At 70.9% G+C, this 14,703-nt stretch carries 18 protein-coding genes; 12 read left to right on the top strand and 6 right to left on the bottom strand.

The annotated features are described in order from the left end of the window. Window positions 1-3 precede the first annotated feature (3 nt). The 9 genes from U5K29_11780 (at window position 4) to tsaD (ending at window position 7,128) form a co-directional block, all read left to right on the top strand. Entirely contained in the window at window positions 4-399 is a 396-nt protein-coding gene (locus U5K29_11780) for a CbiX/SirB N-terminal domain-containing protein (GenBank protein MDZ7679221.1), read from the top strand. Next, window positions 396-1,757 carry an NAD(P)H-hydrate dehydratase gene (locus tag U5K29_11775; protein MDZ7679220.1) on the top strand — a complete coding sequence of 454 codons (1,362 nt, stop codon included), beginning with the start codon at window positions 396-398 and terminating at the stop codon, window positions 1,755-1,757. Before U5K29_11780 ends, U5K29_11775 begins: the two co-directional genes overlap by 4 nt. Window position 1,758: 1 nt before the next feature. Next, a complete protein-coding gene (locus tag U5K29_11770) occupies window positions 1,759-2,220 on the top strand; it encodes a CBS domain-containing protein (protein ID MDZ7679219.1) in 462 nt (153 codons plus the stop codon). A 2-nt stretch (window positions 2,221-2,222) separates the two neighbouring features. After that, complete coding sequence (gene alr / locus U5K29_11765) at window positions 2,223-3,332, top strand: alanine racemase (protein MDZ7679218.1); 1,110 nt, start codon at window positions 2,223-2,225, stop codon at window positions 3,330-3,332. A 5-nt stretch (window positions 3,333-3,337) separates the two neighbouring features. Continuing rightward, window positions 3,338-4,219: a P1 family peptidase gene (locus tag U5K29_11760; GenBank protein ID MDZ7679217.1), complete on the top strand. Its 882-nt coding sequence runs from the start codon at window positions 3,338-3,340 to the stop codon at window positions 4,217-4,219. 92 nt (window positions 4,220-4,311) lie between these two features. Further along, a complete protein-coding gene (gene tsaE, locus U5K29_11755) occupies window positions 4,312-4,821 on the top strand; it encodes a tRNA (adenosine(37)-N6)-threonylcarbamoyltransferase complex ATPase subunit type 1 TsaE (protein ID MDZ7679216.1) in 510 nt (169 codons plus the stop codon). Next, on the top strand, window positions 4,821-5,519 hold the full coding sequence (gene tsaB, locus U5K29_11750; GenBank protein ID MDZ7679215.1) for a tRNA (adenosine(37)-N6)-threonylcarbamoyltransferase complex dimerization subunit type 1 TsaB: 699 nt from the start codon (window positions 4,821-4,823) through the stop codon (window positions 5,517-5,519). The genes tsaE and tsaB overlap by 1 nt, the downstream gene beginning before the upstream one ends. Then, window positions 5,516-6,124, top strand: coding sequence for a ribosomal protein S18-alanine N-acetyltransferase (gene rimI, locus U5K29_11745; GenBank protein ID MDZ7679214.1), 609 nt, complete (start codon window positions 5,516-5,518; stop codon window positions 6,122-6,124). Before tsaB ends, rimI begins: the two co-directional genes overlap by 4 nt. Next, entirely contained in the window at window positions 6,121-7,128 is a 1,008-nt protein-coding gene (gene tsaD / locus U5K29_11740; GenBank protein MDZ7679213.1) for a tRNA (adenosine(37)-N6)-threonylcarbamoyltransferase complex transferase subunit TsaD, read from the top strand. Before rimI ends, tsaD begins: the two co-directional genes overlap by 4 nt. Before the next feature lie 36 nt (window positions 7,129-7,164). Here the strand turns inward: tsaD and U5K29_11735 are convergent, their stop codons facing one another. The 3 genes from U5K29_11735 to U5K29_11725 form a co-directional block, all read right to left on the bottom strand. Continuing rightward, window positions 7,165-7,653 (bottom strand): carboxylesterase family protein, encoded by a 489-nt coding sequence (locus U5K29_11735; GenBank protein MDZ7679212.1) that lies wholly within the window; start codon window positions 7,651-7,653, stop codon window positions 7,165-7,167. Continuing rightward, on the bottom strand, window positions 7,584-8,546 hold the full coding sequence (locus U5K29_11730) for a carboxylesterase family protein (protein MDZ7679211.1): 963 nt from the start codon (window positions 8,544-8,546) through the stop codon (window positions 7,584-7,586). The genes U5K29_11735 and U5K29_11730 overlap by 70 nt, the downstream gene beginning before the upstream one ends. A 74-nt stretch (window positions 8,547-8,620) precedes the next feature. Continuing rightward, window positions 8,621-9,262, bottom strand: a complete 642-nt coding sequence (locus U5K29_11725; GenBank protein MDZ7679210.1) for a lysoplasmalogenase — start codon at window positions 9,260-9,262, stop codon at window positions 8,621-8,623. Window positions 9,263-9,392: 130 nt separating this feature from the next. Between U5K29_11725 and U5K29_11720 the strand changes: the two genes are divergently transcribed. After that, entirely contained in the window at window positions 9,393-10,976 is a 1,584-nt protein-coding gene (locus U5K29_11720; protein ID MDZ7679209.1) for a sensor domain-containing diguanylate cyclase, read from the top strand. Window positions 10,977-10,986: 10 nt separating this feature from the next. Here U5K29_11720 and U5K29_11715 read toward each other — a convergent pair whose 3' ends face one another. Next, a complete protein-coding gene (locus U5K29_11715; protein ID MDZ7679208.1) occupies window positions 10,987-11,358 on the bottom strand; it encodes a GNAT family N-acetyltransferase in 372 nt (123 codons plus the stop codon). Window positions 11,359-11,764: 406 nt separating this feature from the next. Between U5K29_11715 and U5K29_11710 the strand changes: the two genes are divergently transcribed. Both U5K29_11710 and U5K29_11705 read left to right on the top strand, forming a co-directional pair. Next, window positions 11,765-12,001: a hypothetical protein gene (locus U5K29_11710; protein MDZ7679207.1), complete on the top strand. Its 237-nt coding sequence runs from the start codon at window positions 11,765-11,767 to the stop codon at window positions 11,999-12,001. Next, window positions 11,988-12,326 (top strand): type II toxin-antitoxin system PemK/MazF family toxin, encoded by a 339-nt coding sequence (locus tag U5K29_11705; GenBank protein MDZ7679206.1) that lies wholly within the window; start codon window positions 11,988-11,990, stop codon window positions 12,324-12,326. Before U5K29_11710 ends, U5K29_11705 begins: the two co-directional genes overlap by 14 nt. Before the next feature lie 43 nt (window positions 12,327-12,369). Here U5K29_11705 and U5K29_11700 read toward each other — a convergent pair whose 3' ends face one another. Together U5K29_11700 and U5K29_11695 are read right to left on the bottom strand one after the other, a co-directional pair. After that, entirely contained in the window at window positions 12,370-12,990 is a 621-nt protein-coding gene (locus U5K29_11700) for a class I SAM-dependent methyltransferase (protein MDZ7679205.1), read from the bottom strand. Between the two features lie 180 nt (window positions 12,991-13,170). After that, a complete protein-coding gene (locus tag U5K29_11695; protein MDZ7679204.1) occupies window positions 13,171-14,670 on the bottom strand; it encodes an AMP-binding protein in 1,500 nt (499 codons plus the stop codon). Window positions 14,671-14,703: the final 33 nt, after the last annotated feature.

The raw sequence follows: 14,703 nt of genomic DNA, 5'->3' as shown, positions 1-14,703 counted from the left end.
ATCGTGACGGCCACGACCGTCTGGCTGGTGATCGCGCACGGCAGCCGGAACCCTGCCCTGGTCGAGGCCCACGGCCAGATCTGTGCGGCGATCGCCGACCGGGTGGGTGAGGAAGCCGCGATCCGCCCGGCCTACCTCGAGATCACTGAGCCGTCGATCCCCGATGCGATCGACGAGGCGGTGGCATCGGGTGCGACGACCGTCGTGTTGGTGCCGTACTTCCTCCACGTCGGCAACCACACCCTTCGCGATCTCCCCCAGATCCTGGACGACGCCGGCGACCGCCATCACGGGGTGGAGATCGTCCTGGCCGACCACCTGGGGATCGACGATCGCCTGGTCGACCTCGCGATCGATCGGGCGAGGGGAGCAACAGCCGGTGGCGGTGACGAGCGATGATCCCCATCGTCACGCCTGCCGAGATGGGCGAGGTCGACGCCGCCGCACCCGAGCCGGTCGAGGTCCTGATCGGTCGGGCGGGTGCGGCCACCGCAACGGTCGCGCTGGCCATGCTCGGCGGGGGGTACGGCCGTCGGGTGGCGGTGCTGGCCGGTCCGGGCAACAACGGCGCCGACGGCCGCGACGCTGCCCGACGCCTGGAGCGGCGGGGAGTGCGGGTGCAGGTCCACGACCTGGACGAGCTTCCCGACCACCTCGACGGTGTCGACCTGGTCGTCGATGCGGTGCTCGGCACCGGGGCCCGACCGGGCTTCGTCGCCCCCGCGGTCGACCCGGAGATCCCCGTCCTGGCGGTCGACCTCCCCTCTGGGCTCGACGGGCTCACCGGCGAGGTCGGCGACGGGGTGCTCGTCGCCGACCGGACGATCACCTTCGCCGCGCTCAAGCCGGGACTGGTGCTGGAACCGGGCCGATCGTGGGCGGGGCCCACCGAGGTCGCCGACATCGGGCTCGACACCAGCTCGGCCCGGGCCTGGTTGCTCACCGACGACGATGTCGCCCGGGTCCTTCCGCCGCGGGCACCCACCGCCCACAAGTGGAAGCACGCCGTGTGGGTCATCGCCGGCTCGCCGGGTATGACCGGGGCCGCACACCTCACCGCTCGCGGAGCACAGCGCACCGGTGCCGGCTACGTGCGACTCTCCTCGCCTGGTGTCGGCGACGACCCCGGTCGGCCGGTCGAGGCGGTCGGCATCGAGCTCGCCGACCGCGGCTGGGCGGTTCGGGTGCTCGACGATCTCGAACGCTTCTCCGCGCTGGTCGTCGGCCCCGGACTCGGGCGCAGCGAGGTCACCCTCGCCGAGGCGGCCCGGGTCGTCGCCGAGGCACCGGTTCCGGTCCTGGTCGACGGGGACGGGCTCGCCGCGCTCGGCAACGATCCGGCGTCGGTGCTCACACGCCGCACCGCCGCCACCGTGCTCACCCCTCACGACGGCGAGTTCGCACGCCTCGCCGGCGGGCGTCCCGGTGCCGACCGCTTCGAGTCGGCCCGCTCCCTCGCCACGGCCACCGGTGCCATCGTGGCGCTCAAGGGTCCCGTGACCCTCGTGGCCCATCCCGACGGTGAGGTGCTGGCCAGCGCCAGCGGCGACGCCCGGCTGGCCACCGCCGGCACCGGCGACGTGCTCGCCGGGGTGATCGGCGCGCTCATGGCCTCGGGCGTCGAGCCGTTCACCGCCGCCGCGGTCGGTGCGCACCTGCACGGCCTGGCCGGCGCCCTAGGCTCTGCTCACGGGCTGGTGGCCGGCGACCTCCCCGACCGCCTGCCCGCCGTGTTCGACCGACTGATCCAGGAGTGACATGCCCGCCAACCTTGTCGTTCGCGACGTCATGACCACCGACGTGTTGTCCTTTCGGGCCGCGGACGACGTCAGCGAGGCGATGCACGCGCTCGTCGACCACGGGGTCGACGGCGCCCCCGTCGTCGACGACGACGGCGCGGTCGTGGGCGTGATCACCACCGGCGACCTGATCGTCAAGCAGAGCCGTCTGCACTTTCCCACCGTGGTGGCGATCCTCGGTGCTTCGTTCGAGATCAAGTCCCGGCACTTCGACGACGACCTGGACAAGGCGCTCGGCTCCAAGGTCGACGACGTCATGTCCCACCCGGCGATCACTGTCGAGGCCGACGCCACCGTCGAGGATGCGGCGACGATCATGCACGACGAACGGGTCTCGAGACTCCCCGTGGTCGACTCGGGACGCCTGGTCGGCATCGTGTCGCGGGTCGACGTCCTCCGGGGCATGCTCTCCGACCGCTGACCATGGCCAGCGCCTGGGCAACGATCGATCTCGACGCCGTCAAGGGCAACGTGGCGGCCCTCGTCGAGATGGTCGCGCCCGCCGAGGTGTGCGCGGTGGTCAAGGCCGACGGCTACGGCCACGGCGCGGTGCCCGTCGCGCGCGCCGCGGTCGATGCCGGTGCCACCTGGTTGGCGGTGGCCCACGTCGGGGAGGGGGAAGCGCTGCGAGCCGGTGGGCTCGAGGTCCCCATCCTGGTCCTGTCCGAACCCGACCCGAACCTGCTCTCCCACGCCGCCGACCTGGGGCTGCAGGTGACCCTGTTCAGCGAGCCGGGCGTCCGGGCCGCAGCCGCGGCCGCGTCGCAGGCCCGCCCGGTCGGTGTCCACCTGAAGGTCGACACCGGCATGCACCGCGTCGGCGTCGATCCGAGTGCGGTGGTCCCGCTCGCCCAGCGTGTGATCGATGCCCCCGGCCTCGAACTCGAGGCGCTCTGGACCCACCTGGCCGTGGCCGACGAGCCCGACCACGACTTCACCGCCGTGCAGCTCGATCGGTACCAGGGTGCGCTCGAGCAGCTGGAAGCGGCGGGGATCTCACCCCGGTTGCGCCATGCCGCCAACTCGGCCGGCGCCATCGCCCATCCCGCGTCGCGGTTCGACCTGGTTCGGTGCGGCATCGCCATCTACGGCATCTCGCCGTCGCCCGAGCTGGCCGGCCACGCACCGTTGCATCCCGCGATGTCGCTGTCGGCCCGGGTCACCCAGGTCAAGGTCGTGCCGGCGGGCGACGCCCTGTCCTACGGGCTGCGTCATCGCTTCGACGTCCCGACCGTGGTCGCCACCGTCGCCATCGGCTACGCCGACGGTGTCCGGCGCGACCTCCATCGTCTGGGCGGCGAGGTGCTGCTCGGTGGCCATCGGTGTCCGATCGTGGGCACCATCACCATGGATCAGCTCATGGTCGACTGTGGCGACGTCGAGGTGGCGGCGGGTGACGAGGCCGTCCTCATCGGGAGCCAGGGCCCTGAGCGCATCACCGCCGAGGCGGTGGCGGGCCGGCTCGACACGATCGGCTACGAGGTCGTGTGCGGCGTCGGCCCCAGGGTCGAGCGTCGCTGGACGGGGTGCTGAGCCCGATGATCACCGGCATCGATGGGGTCGCAGTCGGGCACTGGACCGCACCCGAGGCCCGCACCGGTTGCACTGTGGCGCTGTTCCCACCCGGCACCGTCGCCTCGGGGGAGGTGCGAGGTGGTGCCCCCGCCACCCGCGAGTTCGCCCTGCTGGAGCCGGGACGCCTGGTCGACCGGCTCGACGCTGTTGTGCTCACCGGTGGCTCGGCCTTCGGCCTGGCCGCGGCCGATGGCGTGATGACATGGCTCGAGCAGCGAGGGCGAGGGTTCCCGACCCCGGCCGGACCGGTACCGATCGTCGTCTCCATGGGCCTGTTCGACCTGATGGTCGGCGACGGGTCGGTGCGTCCCGACGCCGACGCGGGCAGCCAGGCGTGCGACGTCGCGACCCAGGGCGAGGTCGCCATGGGTGCGGTCGGAGCGGGCACCGGCGCGACGTTCGGCAAGTGGCAGGGGTGGGACGGCTCCGCGCCCGGCGGGTTGTGCGGCGCCGCTCGTCGCCACGGTGACCTCGTGGTGGCGTCGCTCGTGGCGGTCAACGCCCTCGGCTCCCCCGATGACGGTACAGCACCGGGTGTGGAGCCGGCCGAGCTGGAGGTCGCAGGTTGGCTCGGCGACGCCGCTGGTGGTCCTCCTGGCGGGCTGGCGAACACCACCATTGGCGTGGTGGCCACCAACGCCCGTCTCGACAAGGTGTCGTGCCATCTCGCCGCCCAAGGGGCACACGACGGCCTGGCCCGGTCGATGCGTCCCGCCCACTCACAATCCGACGGCGATGCGATGGTCGTGGCCGCCACCGGACTGGTCGAGGTCAATCCGCAAGCGGTGCGCCAGCTCGCGACCACGGTGGTCGCCGATGCGATCCGGTCGTTGCTGGAGCGCTGACCTGGCTGGACGTCGCGGAGATGCCGGTAGGATCTCAGCGTGTTGGCGACCGACCGATCCGCTCTTCGCGCCACCGAGGCGCCCGCGTGGTGATGCTCGCCCTCCGCACCGACTCCGTCGACGCGACCAGGGCAGTTGCCGGCGCGCTCGCCCAGCTGACCCAAGGTGGTGACCTGATCGTGCTGGCCGGCGACCTCGGGGCGGGCAAGACCGCCTTCGCCCAAGGGTTCGGCCTCGGTCTCGGGATCGACGACCAGATCACCAGCCCCACCTTCACCCTCGCCCGCCAGTACGAGGGCCGGTTGCGCCTGAACCACCTCGATGTCTACCGCTTCGACGCCACCGCCGAGATCCACGACGTGGGTCTGGCCGAGTTGCTCGACGACGACGAGGCCGTCACCCTCATCGAGTGGGGCGACGCCATCCTGCCGGCACTGCCACCCGACCTCCTCGAGCTGCGGATCACGCTGGGCGACAGCGACGACGACCGCATGATCGAGATGCGCCTGGTCGGCAGCCGGTGGGCGGCCCGTCAACGAGCGTTGGCCACCGCGCTGCAACCGTGGCTCGTCGAGTCCGACACCGACGCCGGAGCCCACTGATGCTCATCCTCGGCATCGACACCGCCACCCAGCAGGTGGGGTGCGCCATCGGTGGCCACGAGGGGGTGCTCGCCTCGGCCCACTCGTCGCGGGGCAAGCGTCACGCCGAGACCCTCACACCGGCGATCGACTTCATTCGGCGTCAGGCCCGGATCGAACTGTCCGAGATCAGCGTGGTGGCGGTCGACCTCGGTCCTGGACTCTTCACCGGGCTCCGGGTCGGCATCGCGTCGGCCAAGGCGCTGGCCCACGGGCTGCGGGTGCCGATGATCGGGGTGAACAGTCTCGACCTGGTGGCCTTCGCGGTCCGCTTCTCGAGCCGGTTGATCGTGTCATCGCTCGACGCGCGCCGGGGCGAGCTCTACTACGCGTTCTACCGGCAGGTGCCCGGCGGGGTGCAGCGCCTCGGCGATCCCGAGCTCGGCTCGCCGGACGATCTGGCGTCGGAGATCATCGCACGGGGCGAGGAGTGCCTCCTCGTGGGAGACGGGCCGCTGCGGTATCAGGATATGTTCTCGGGTCTCAGCAAGGTCGAGCTGGCCAGCAGCGACGTCGCCTACCCCTCGGCGCGATCGCTGGTGCAGCTCGCGCACGCCCAGGCGCTACGCGAGGAGTGGGTGAACCCGTGGGAGTTGCAGCCCTTGTACCTGCGTCCACCCGATGCCGAGATCAACTGGACGACGAGGGACAGCGCGTGAGCCTCGACCGGGCCGATGTCCCCACCCCGGTCTCCGCCACCCGTGTGGTCAAGGTCGTGCCCATGCGGCGCCGCCACCTGCGGGCGGTGATGCGAATCGATCAGCAGGTGTACCCGCGGCCCTGGAGCATGGGCCTCTACCACGGTGAGTTGAACCAGGCCGAGCACCGACGGGTCTATGTCGTGGCCCGGGTCGGACGCGAGGTCGTCGGACACGGCGGCTTCACCGTGGTGGCCGGCGAGGGCCACGTCACCACCGTCGCGGTCGACCCGGCCTGGCATCGTCATGGTGTCGGGACCCGGCTCATGCTGGTGCTGGTGCGCGCTGCGATCGATCGCGGGCTCGCCTCGATGACCCTCGAGGTGCGCGCCACCAACGACCCCGCCCAGCGTCTCTATCGGCGCTTCGGTTTCCACGAGGCGGGGGTGCGAGCCGGCTACTACGCCGAGACCGGGGAGGACGCCACCATCATGTGGGCCCATCACCTCGACGCGCCGGAGCAACGCGAACGCCTCGATCGCATCGAAGCCGCGCTCGTCGGTGCGCCGCTGGTCGATCAGGTGCGGACCCCGCACCCGGGCTCGCAGGGAGGTACACGTCGGTGAACGGTTCGGTGGTGCTCGGGATCGAGACCTCCTGCGACGAGACCGCGGCGGCAGTCGTGGTCGACGGACGCGAGGTGCTGTCGTCGGTGGTGTCCAGCCAGGTCGACCTGCACGCCCGCTTCGGTGGAGTCGTGCCCGAGATCGCCAGCCGCGCCCACGTCGAGCTGCTCACCCCCGTGGTGGCCGAGGCGATGCTGTCTGCCGGTCTCGAACCCGACGAGCTCGATGCCGTTGCGGCCACCTACGGACCGGGCCTGGTCGGCGCGCTGCTGGTCGGGGTCAGCACGGCGAAGTCGCTCGCCCTGGTGTGGGACGTGCCGTTCGTGGCGGTCAACCACCTCGAGGCCCACTTGCATGCGGCGTTCCTCGAGGAGCCCGATCTCGAGCTGCCCTCGGTGGTGTTGATGGTGTCGGGCGGTCACACGATGTTGGTGCACTGGGAGGACCACGGGCGCTACCACGTGCTCGGCGAGACGCTCGACGATGCGGCAGGCGAGGCCTTCGACAAGGTCGCCCGTTTCCTGGGGCTCGGTTATCCGGGTGGTCCCGCGATCGATTCGCTCGCCATGGAGGGCGATCCCGAAGCGGTGGCGTTCACCCGTCCGATGATCGACAACGGCTACGACTTCTCGTTCAGCGGCATCAAGACCGCGGTGGTCAACCACGTGCGCAAGCACCCCGACACCCCCACCGCCGACATCGCCGCCTCCTTCCAGGCGGCGATGGTCGACACCTTGGTCGCCAAGGTGCAGCGAGCGGGCCACGACGTGGGGGCCAAGAGCCTCGGCCTCGGCGGTGGTGTCGCCGCCAACTCGCAGCTGCGGGAGCGGCTGCTGTCGGCGTGCGTGGACGACGGGTTCCAGGCCTATGTGCCGAGCCGGTCGATGTGCACCGACAACGCGGCCATGGTCGCGGCCACCGGGTGGTACCGCCTCAAGGTCGACGGACCCTCCCCGCTCGACCTGGGCGCCGCGCCGAACCTGCGCCTGCCCGTCGTCGACTGATCCCGATCGGCCCCGCTCCCCCAGGGCCCCGGCTCGTCAGCGGTTCGTCTGCCGGAGGGGAAGCGGGGCGAGAACCTCGCGCTCGGCGGCTCGCCAACCCGCTTCGACGCGAGGCGGCAGGTCGAAGAGCATCGTCACCGGCTGGCCGGTTCGGTAGGACGGCCGGTCGGGGATGCCGGCGTGGTTGGGGTCGCCGGCGCGGGCGAACGCGATCCAAGCCTGCGACATCTGCGCCGCCACCTCGCGAGCCTCCGGTGTGTCCTTGGCGAAGGACTTCACCTTGGCGACGTTGTCGAACACCAGCGGGATGTCGACGGTGTGAGGCGCCCCCCACTTGCCGCCCTGCACCGGTGAGTCCCAGTGCACCTCGCACACCCATACGGGTGCCCCACCCTGATCGGCCTTGCGGTCGGCCTGGGTCCAGCCGGGCATGCGCGAGTAGATGTCGCTGGTGATCAGCCAGAACAGCTCCGAGTGGTCTCGGTGCGGGTCGACGAGATGATCATCGGGACCTGGGCCGAGCACTCGGGGGCGTCGGGGAGCCACGGGGAGCGGGGGAGGTTCACACCATCGGCCACGGGGTTGAACGCCACCTCACCCCAGGTGCGGGGCGCGAGGCGGGCAAGTGCCTCGGTGAGGTGTTCGAACGGCATCGTCGTGAGCTGGTCGACCTGGTCGGGCGCGAGGTCGAGCTGCTCCATCAGCTTGGTGGCGTTGGCGGTGGCCTGTTCGGGGCTCTGGGCGTGGAGGTGCACGCCGCTCTGCACGATGGCCCGATGGAACAGGCCCTCGGCCTCGGGCATGCCCATCAGCACGCTGACCTTGGCGCCACCCCCCGATTCGCCGAACACGGTCACGTTGTCGGGGTCACCGCCGAAGGTTGCGATGTTGTCGCGCACCCAGCGCAGCGCCAGCACGAGGTCGAGCATGCCCGCATTGCCCGAATCGGCGAAGCGCTCACCTCCCAGCTCGGCCAGGTAGCAGAACCCGAACAGGTTGAGCCGGTGATTGAGCGTCACGACCACCACGTCGCCCCGCTGGCAGAGGCTGACTCCGTCGTACATGGGCGACGAGCCCGACAGCGAGCTGAAGCCGCCGCCGTGGAACCACACCATGACCGGCCGTCTCCCGGCGTCGAGACCCGGCGTCCAGACGTTCAGCGCCAGGCAGTCTTCCGACATCGGAGCGGGATCGGCGGGCCCGCCGAGCGCGGCGCCAACGTCGTCGGCCTGTGGCGAGCGGTTCCCGAACCCGAGCGCGTCGCGCGTGCCGCTCCAGGGCTTCGGAGGGGTCGGCGCCATGAAGCGCTCCGCGGTGCCGTAGGGGATCCCCTTGAACACCGCGATGCCCTCGTCGGTGCCCCGCACCGCTCCCGAGGTCGCGGATGCGATCGGTACCGCGCCGGCCTCGTCTTCCATGTGTTGTCCCCCCGTTGCGTGCTCGTCGGCTCCATCATGGCGCGCCGGTCGGGGCTGGACGACCCTCGACCTCCTCAGCCGGTGACCAACCAGGCGACCAGCCCCGCTTGGCCCAGGTGGTAGGTGATCATCACCGCCAGCGGTCCGTGCCGGAGGGGCTCCACGAAGCGGTTCCAGGCCAGGGTGGCGTCGGAGGCGTAGAACAACAGGGCCCCGATGATGGCCGCGGTGGCGGTGGTGCCGAGGGCGGCGATCACCATGGCCGAGATCACGAGGATGTAGGCGATCACCGGTGCGCCGAGCTCGGGGTGCTGTCCTGTCCGCACCGCGGCCACGATGCGACGCCCCACGAGCGCACCGGCCACCGCCACCAACAGGGCACCGATCGCCAGCCCGGGTGCCGAGGTGGGGGCGAGCACCATGGCGACCACATAGGCGACGTGTCCGAGGAGGAACGCTCCCAGGCCCACGACGAACCAGCGCTCGGGCAGCATCAGGGCCACGTCGCCGACCAGCGAGAAGCACAGACCCACCACCATCCAGGCACGGATGGTGGGGTCGACGGGATCGAGGGTGACCGCCACGCCGACCAACAGTGTGAGCGTTGCCGGTTTGGCGAGGCGCCGCAGCGCCCTGCGGCTGGTGGCAACGCCCATCCAGTCGGTGGCGGCGAACAGGGCGGCGGCCCCGGCGAGGACCCAGGCGGTGGTGGTCATGCGGGGTCGATCTTGGCACGTCCGTCCCACTCCGCCGCGTGTTCTCGCGACGCGGTGTGGATGCTCACCTGAGCGGGCGCACCCGGTCCTCGGGCGGATATCGTCGCAGCAGCAGCCGAGGAGGACGGGGTTGATCCCTGAGGACGGGCTTCATCGCCCAGATTCCGAGAGTTGGCATCTCAAGGCGGCGGTGTCGCTGCTGGGGACCGATCGCCCGACACGCGAGATCCTCGGGGACATCCTCGTCCAGCTGACCGCGGGGTGCGGGGCAGGTCACGGCCATCTCAGCGTGACCCTGGGAGGTCGTGGCGATCCACCGCTGCAGGTCGGCAGGGGGATCTGGGAGCAAGGCGCGCCTGTCGACCTCGACGCCATGGTGCGGCGGGGGGAGCCGATTGCGCTCGATGCCGCACCGTGGGGAGCGAAGGGGACCGTGGTCGCCCAACCGGTGAGCATCGCCGACCGCTCGATCGGGTCGCTCGGCGTCGTCGTGCCGACGGCCGCCGGAGCGGCGGCCGAACACCTCGCCGGGTTGGTCGAGGTGTTCGCCGAGATCGTGGCGGTGGCCTGCACGCACGCCTCGGCGCTGGAGGCCGAGCGTGCCGCGCTCGAGCAGGAACAGGGCCTCATCCGGGCAGGGCAGGTGGTGACCTCGACCCTGAAGGTGGATGAGGTCCTCCCGGCCATCCTGAAGGAGCTGCGACGCGTTGTCCCCTACGACACCGCCTCGGTCCAGGAGCTGCGCGGCGACCAGGCCGTGATCGTCGCCGGGGTCGGGATCGACTGGACCACCTTCGGTGGCATGGGGTTCGCAATCACCGGTTCGGCCAACCCCAACGCCGAGGTGGTCCGTCGCGTCGAGCCGGTCATCATCGACGACATCCAGGGCGATCACCCGTATCAGGACTTCCCTGCCGTCGAGCACGAGATGTCGGGCGTCCGAGGCTGGATGGGCGTGCCGCTCGTGCTCGGCAACGAGTGCCTGGGCATGTTCACCCTCGACTCCTACCAGGTCGACTTCTACACCGAAGAGCACGCCCGCCTCGCCCAGTCCTTCGCCATCTATGCGGCGATCGCGCTGAGCAACGCCAGTGCCTTCGCCCAGACCCAGCACGAGGTGGAGACCCGGCGGGAGGCTGAGGAGCGCCTGCGCGCCGCCAACGAGGCGTTGCAGCAGCGCATGGCCGAGATCGAGGAGCTGCAGGAACACCTCCGGGAGCAGACGGTGCGCGATCCGCTCACCGGCCTGTTCAACCGTCGCTACCTCGGCGAGACCCTTCGGCGCGAGGCGCGACGGTGCACGCGCAGCGGTGAGTCGATCTCGCTCGCCATCGTCGACGTCGACCACTTCAAGTCCGTCAACGATGCCCTCGGTCACGAGGCGGGCGATCGGGTCCTGGGCGAGGTGGCGTTGCTGCTGACCGGTCAGGTGCGCGACGAGGATGCGGTGTGTCGCTACGGGGGAGATGAGTTCGTCGTGCTCCTGCCGGGCGTGCCACCCGAGGTGGCACGACAACGCGCCGAGGTGTGGCGCGAGGCGGTGTCGGCGCTGGAGCTTTCCAACGCGCTGGGCGGACGTGGCATCACCATCTCGGTGGGTGTCGCCGCCATGCCTGATCACGCCGAGACCGACGAGGACCTCATCCGGCGGGCCGACGCCGCGATGTACGAGGCGAAGCGGGCTGGCCGCGACCGGGTCGTCGAGGCGGTGTAGGGAGAGAGAGTCAGCCCGGGCGGCGGAGCTCCCACACCCACTGCGTCCCGGTCTCCGACGGCGCCTTCACCGGTGCGGACCGATCGGCCCGACGCACGAAGCCCACGCTCGCGGGCACGCCGGCGCTCGCGTGGTTCTCCGCGTCGTGGCAGATGTAGACGCGCTCGATGTCAGCGAGCGTGAGCGCGGCGTCGGCGAGCGCAGCGACCGCTTCGGAGGCGAACCCCTTGCGGACATGGTCGACGTGGATCCAGTAGCCGATCTCGAGGCCGCCGGGGCCCTTGCGGTCGTGCAGCCCGGTGCTGCCGACGGGCATGTCGTCGTCCTCCCACGGACGCAGCACCAGGCGCTCTGTCTCGATGGGTACATCCGGGAGGCGCATCGAGGCACTGTGTTGGCGCGTCGACGCGAGTGTCAACCGAGTTCGACCAGACACCGATGGTGTCGTGGTGTCAGGGGCGGGGCCGACGCGCGATGCTGCGACGATGGTGGTGGAGGCCGAGGAGCGCTTCGCCGAGGAAGCGACCGGAACCCCGGCACGAGATCGCCAACAGGAGGGCTCACCGGCGGTCGGCCTCACACCAGGTGGGAGCACCTCGGGGCTCCCCAGGTCGCAATCGACGTGGGCCACGTACTCGGCGTCCTGGGTGTCCACAGCGAAGATCCACTGGGTTGCGGTGCCGAAGGACGCAGCGGTGTGCTCCAAGTAGCGAATCCGACGCCGGTTGGCGCCAGTCGAGGTGACCCGGGCACGTAGATTTCTGGTCGACAGGATGTAGACTGAGGTCGTGGCAAGCACGACGATCAGGGTCGACGCCAAGACCCATGCCCAGTTGCTCGAGATGAGCGCCGCCCGTGGCTCCACGCTGATGGACACCGTCCGCGACGCAGCTGAGGCGCTGCGCCGTCAGCAGTTCGCGACCAGGGTGGTCGCGGAGATGACAGCGCTTCGAGAGGATCCGGACGCGTGGGCGGCCTACCTCGCCGAGGCCGAGGGCACCGACGTGCGCGATGGCGTCACCTGACGACCTGTGGCTCGTCGACTTCGGCGATCCGTTCCCGGGCAAGCCCGCCCACCACCGACCGGCGATGGTGCTGGGCCCACCCGCCACCTTCGGTGCGAACTTCCCGTTCGTCATCGTGTGCCCGCTCTCGTCGACGCCTCGTGGCCTCTCGCTCCACGTCGAGGTCGAGCCCGACACAGCCACCGGGCTCGACGCGGTCAGCTACGTTCAGTGCGAGCTGCTCCGGTCGATCAACCGGCGGCGACTCCTCCACCAGCTGGGCGTGGTCGATGGCGGAGCCAGCAGGGAGGTCTCCCGCATCGTGCGGACCCTGCTCAACCACTGACCTGCTCGACAACCACCGGGTGCGGCTCGACGCCGGCGGTCGGTCAGCGGCGAACGATGGCGAACTGGTACCAGAAGTCGTCGGTGTCGGGATGCCAGTTCTCGAACTGCTCCACCGTGCCGAGTGCGGCGAGCAGCGTCTCCCACCTGGCATCGGAGCGACGGCTGAACAGGCGGGGAGGGTCGTAGGTGTCCTTGTCGCCCGCTCCTTCGATGTCGGGGCCGCCCCAGACGCCGATGGCGGCGAGGGCGCCGGGGGACAGGACCCGCCGCAGCTCGGCGAGGGCGAGCTCGATCGCCGAGTCGGGCACGTGCATCAACGTGCTCATGGTCCAGAGGGCGTCGAAGGTGCCGTCGGCGAAGGGCATCCGTCGGACGGTCGCCACCACCGGCCGTGCCCCCGACATGGAGGCGTGGCGGGACTGCTCGTGGGAGAGGTCGACCCCGACCACGCCGATACCCGCTTCGACGAACGCGCCCGAGTCGCGCCCGGCTCCCGGTCCGACCTCGAGGAGACTGAACGACGGTGACAGGATCGCGAGAAAACGGGTGCGGGCCTCGATGCGGCGCCCGCCCAGCTCGCGTTCGGCCCGATCGGCCGCCTCCTGGTCGTAGTAGTCGGCAAGGTCGCGCTCGACCATCCCGGCGTCGGGCGATTCGTCCATCACGCCGAGTGCCCGTGGGCGGTCATGGCTGCACCCTAGGACGCCCCTGCGACCCAAGACCGAGATCGTGGAGGTCGCCTCGACCTGTAGCGGCCTCCGAGTCGTGATGCCGCCGATGTTCTTGCGCGGATCCGTCGCGCTCAGCGCGACGGATCCGCGCAGTTTCGGCGGGCGAGTGGGTCAGGAGGGAGCGGTCAGGTCGGCGCGGACGACCTTGCCCATGGCGTTGCGGGGGAGGGCGTCGACCCGGTGGACGATGCGGGGCTTCTTGTAGGGGGCGAGCTCGGCCGCCGCGGCCGACACCACCGCGTCGACATCGAGGTCGGCCGGTCCCTCGAGGTAGGCGGTCACCACCTCTCCCCACTCCTCCGACGGTGTGCCGACCACCGCGGCGTCGATCACGCCCGGCTGGGCCCGCAACAGGTCCTCGATCTCGCGCGGGTAGATGTTGTAGCCACCCGAGATGATCAGCTCCTTGGCTCGCCCCACGATCGACACGTAGCCGTCGTCATCGACCGCCCCGATGTCGCCGGTGCGGAACCACCCGTCGTCGGTGAACGACTCGGCGGTGGCGTCGACTCGCTCGAAGTAGCCGGCGAACACGTTGGGCCCCCGCACCTCGATCTCGTGGGTTCCGGGGGCACGGCGCAGCTCGACCCCGGGGAACGGGAACCCGACCGCCCCCGCCCGCCGCTCGCCGTCGTAGGGGTTCGACACCAGCATCACCGTCTCGGTCATGCCGTATCGCTCGAGGATCCGCTGGCCGCACCGCTCCTCGATGCGGCGATGCATCTCGGGGCTGAGCGGCGCCGACCCCGATACGCACAGGCGCAGGTTGCCGAGCCGCTCGGCGCCATCGGCCTCGGCCAGGCGGGTGTACATCGTCGGCACCCCGAAGAACATGGTCGCCCCCGCCGATTCGGCGGCGCCCAGCACCGATTCGACGTCGAATCGCTCCTCGAGGAGCGCCGAGGCCCCGGCGAGGAGGGTGCCGTGGATGCCAACGCCGAGACCGTGCATGTGGAACAGCGGCAGGCAGAGGATCAGCCGGTCGTCGGCAGTCCAACGCCACGCGATCAGGATCGCCTCGGCGCTGGCCAGCAGGTTGCCATGTGACAGCAGCGCCCCCTTCGGGCGTCCGGTCGTGCCCGAGGTGTAGGGGAGCAGCGCCGGGTCGCTCGAGGCGACGGCGTCGAGCACCGGTGGGGGTCCCTCGGGCAGGTCGACGTCGACCCCGGTGACCACCTCGACGCCGAGCTCGCCCATCCACATCTGCATCTCGGGACGGTCGACCAGCGCCCCCCGCGGTCGCGCGTCGCCCACGATCGCCCCGACCTCGCGCTCGGAGTAGGCCGAGTTCACGGGAACGACGATCAGGCCCATCCGCAGCGCGGCGCAATGGGCGACGACCAGCGCCACCGACGACGAGCCCGAGATCAGCACCCGGTCGCCTGGCACCAGCCCGGCTGCTGCCAACCTCCCGGCAACCTCCTCGGTACGGCCCAGCAACTCGCCTGCCGTCGTCCACGTGCCGTCGACGTCGCGCAGCACCGCCCGGTCGGATGCCGCCCGCCAGTTCGCCACCCACGCGGCGGGCAGGCTGACCCGGGCGAGCAGGTCGACCGACGCCGGGTCGACGCCGTCGGGAAGGTGGCGGGACCAGTGTGTCGGCTCGGCCATCTCCCCATCATGGCCGCCCTGGGGCGAGGAGAA

It is taken from the genome of Acidimicrobiales bacterium (assembly GCA_034521975.1).
Taxonomy (GTDB): Bacteria; Actinomycetota; Acidimicrobiia; order Acidimicrobiales; family SKKL01; genus SKKL01.
The sequence above is the reverse complement of the archived record's forward strand: the minus strand, read 5'-3'. Positions and strand labels throughout refer to the sequence as shown.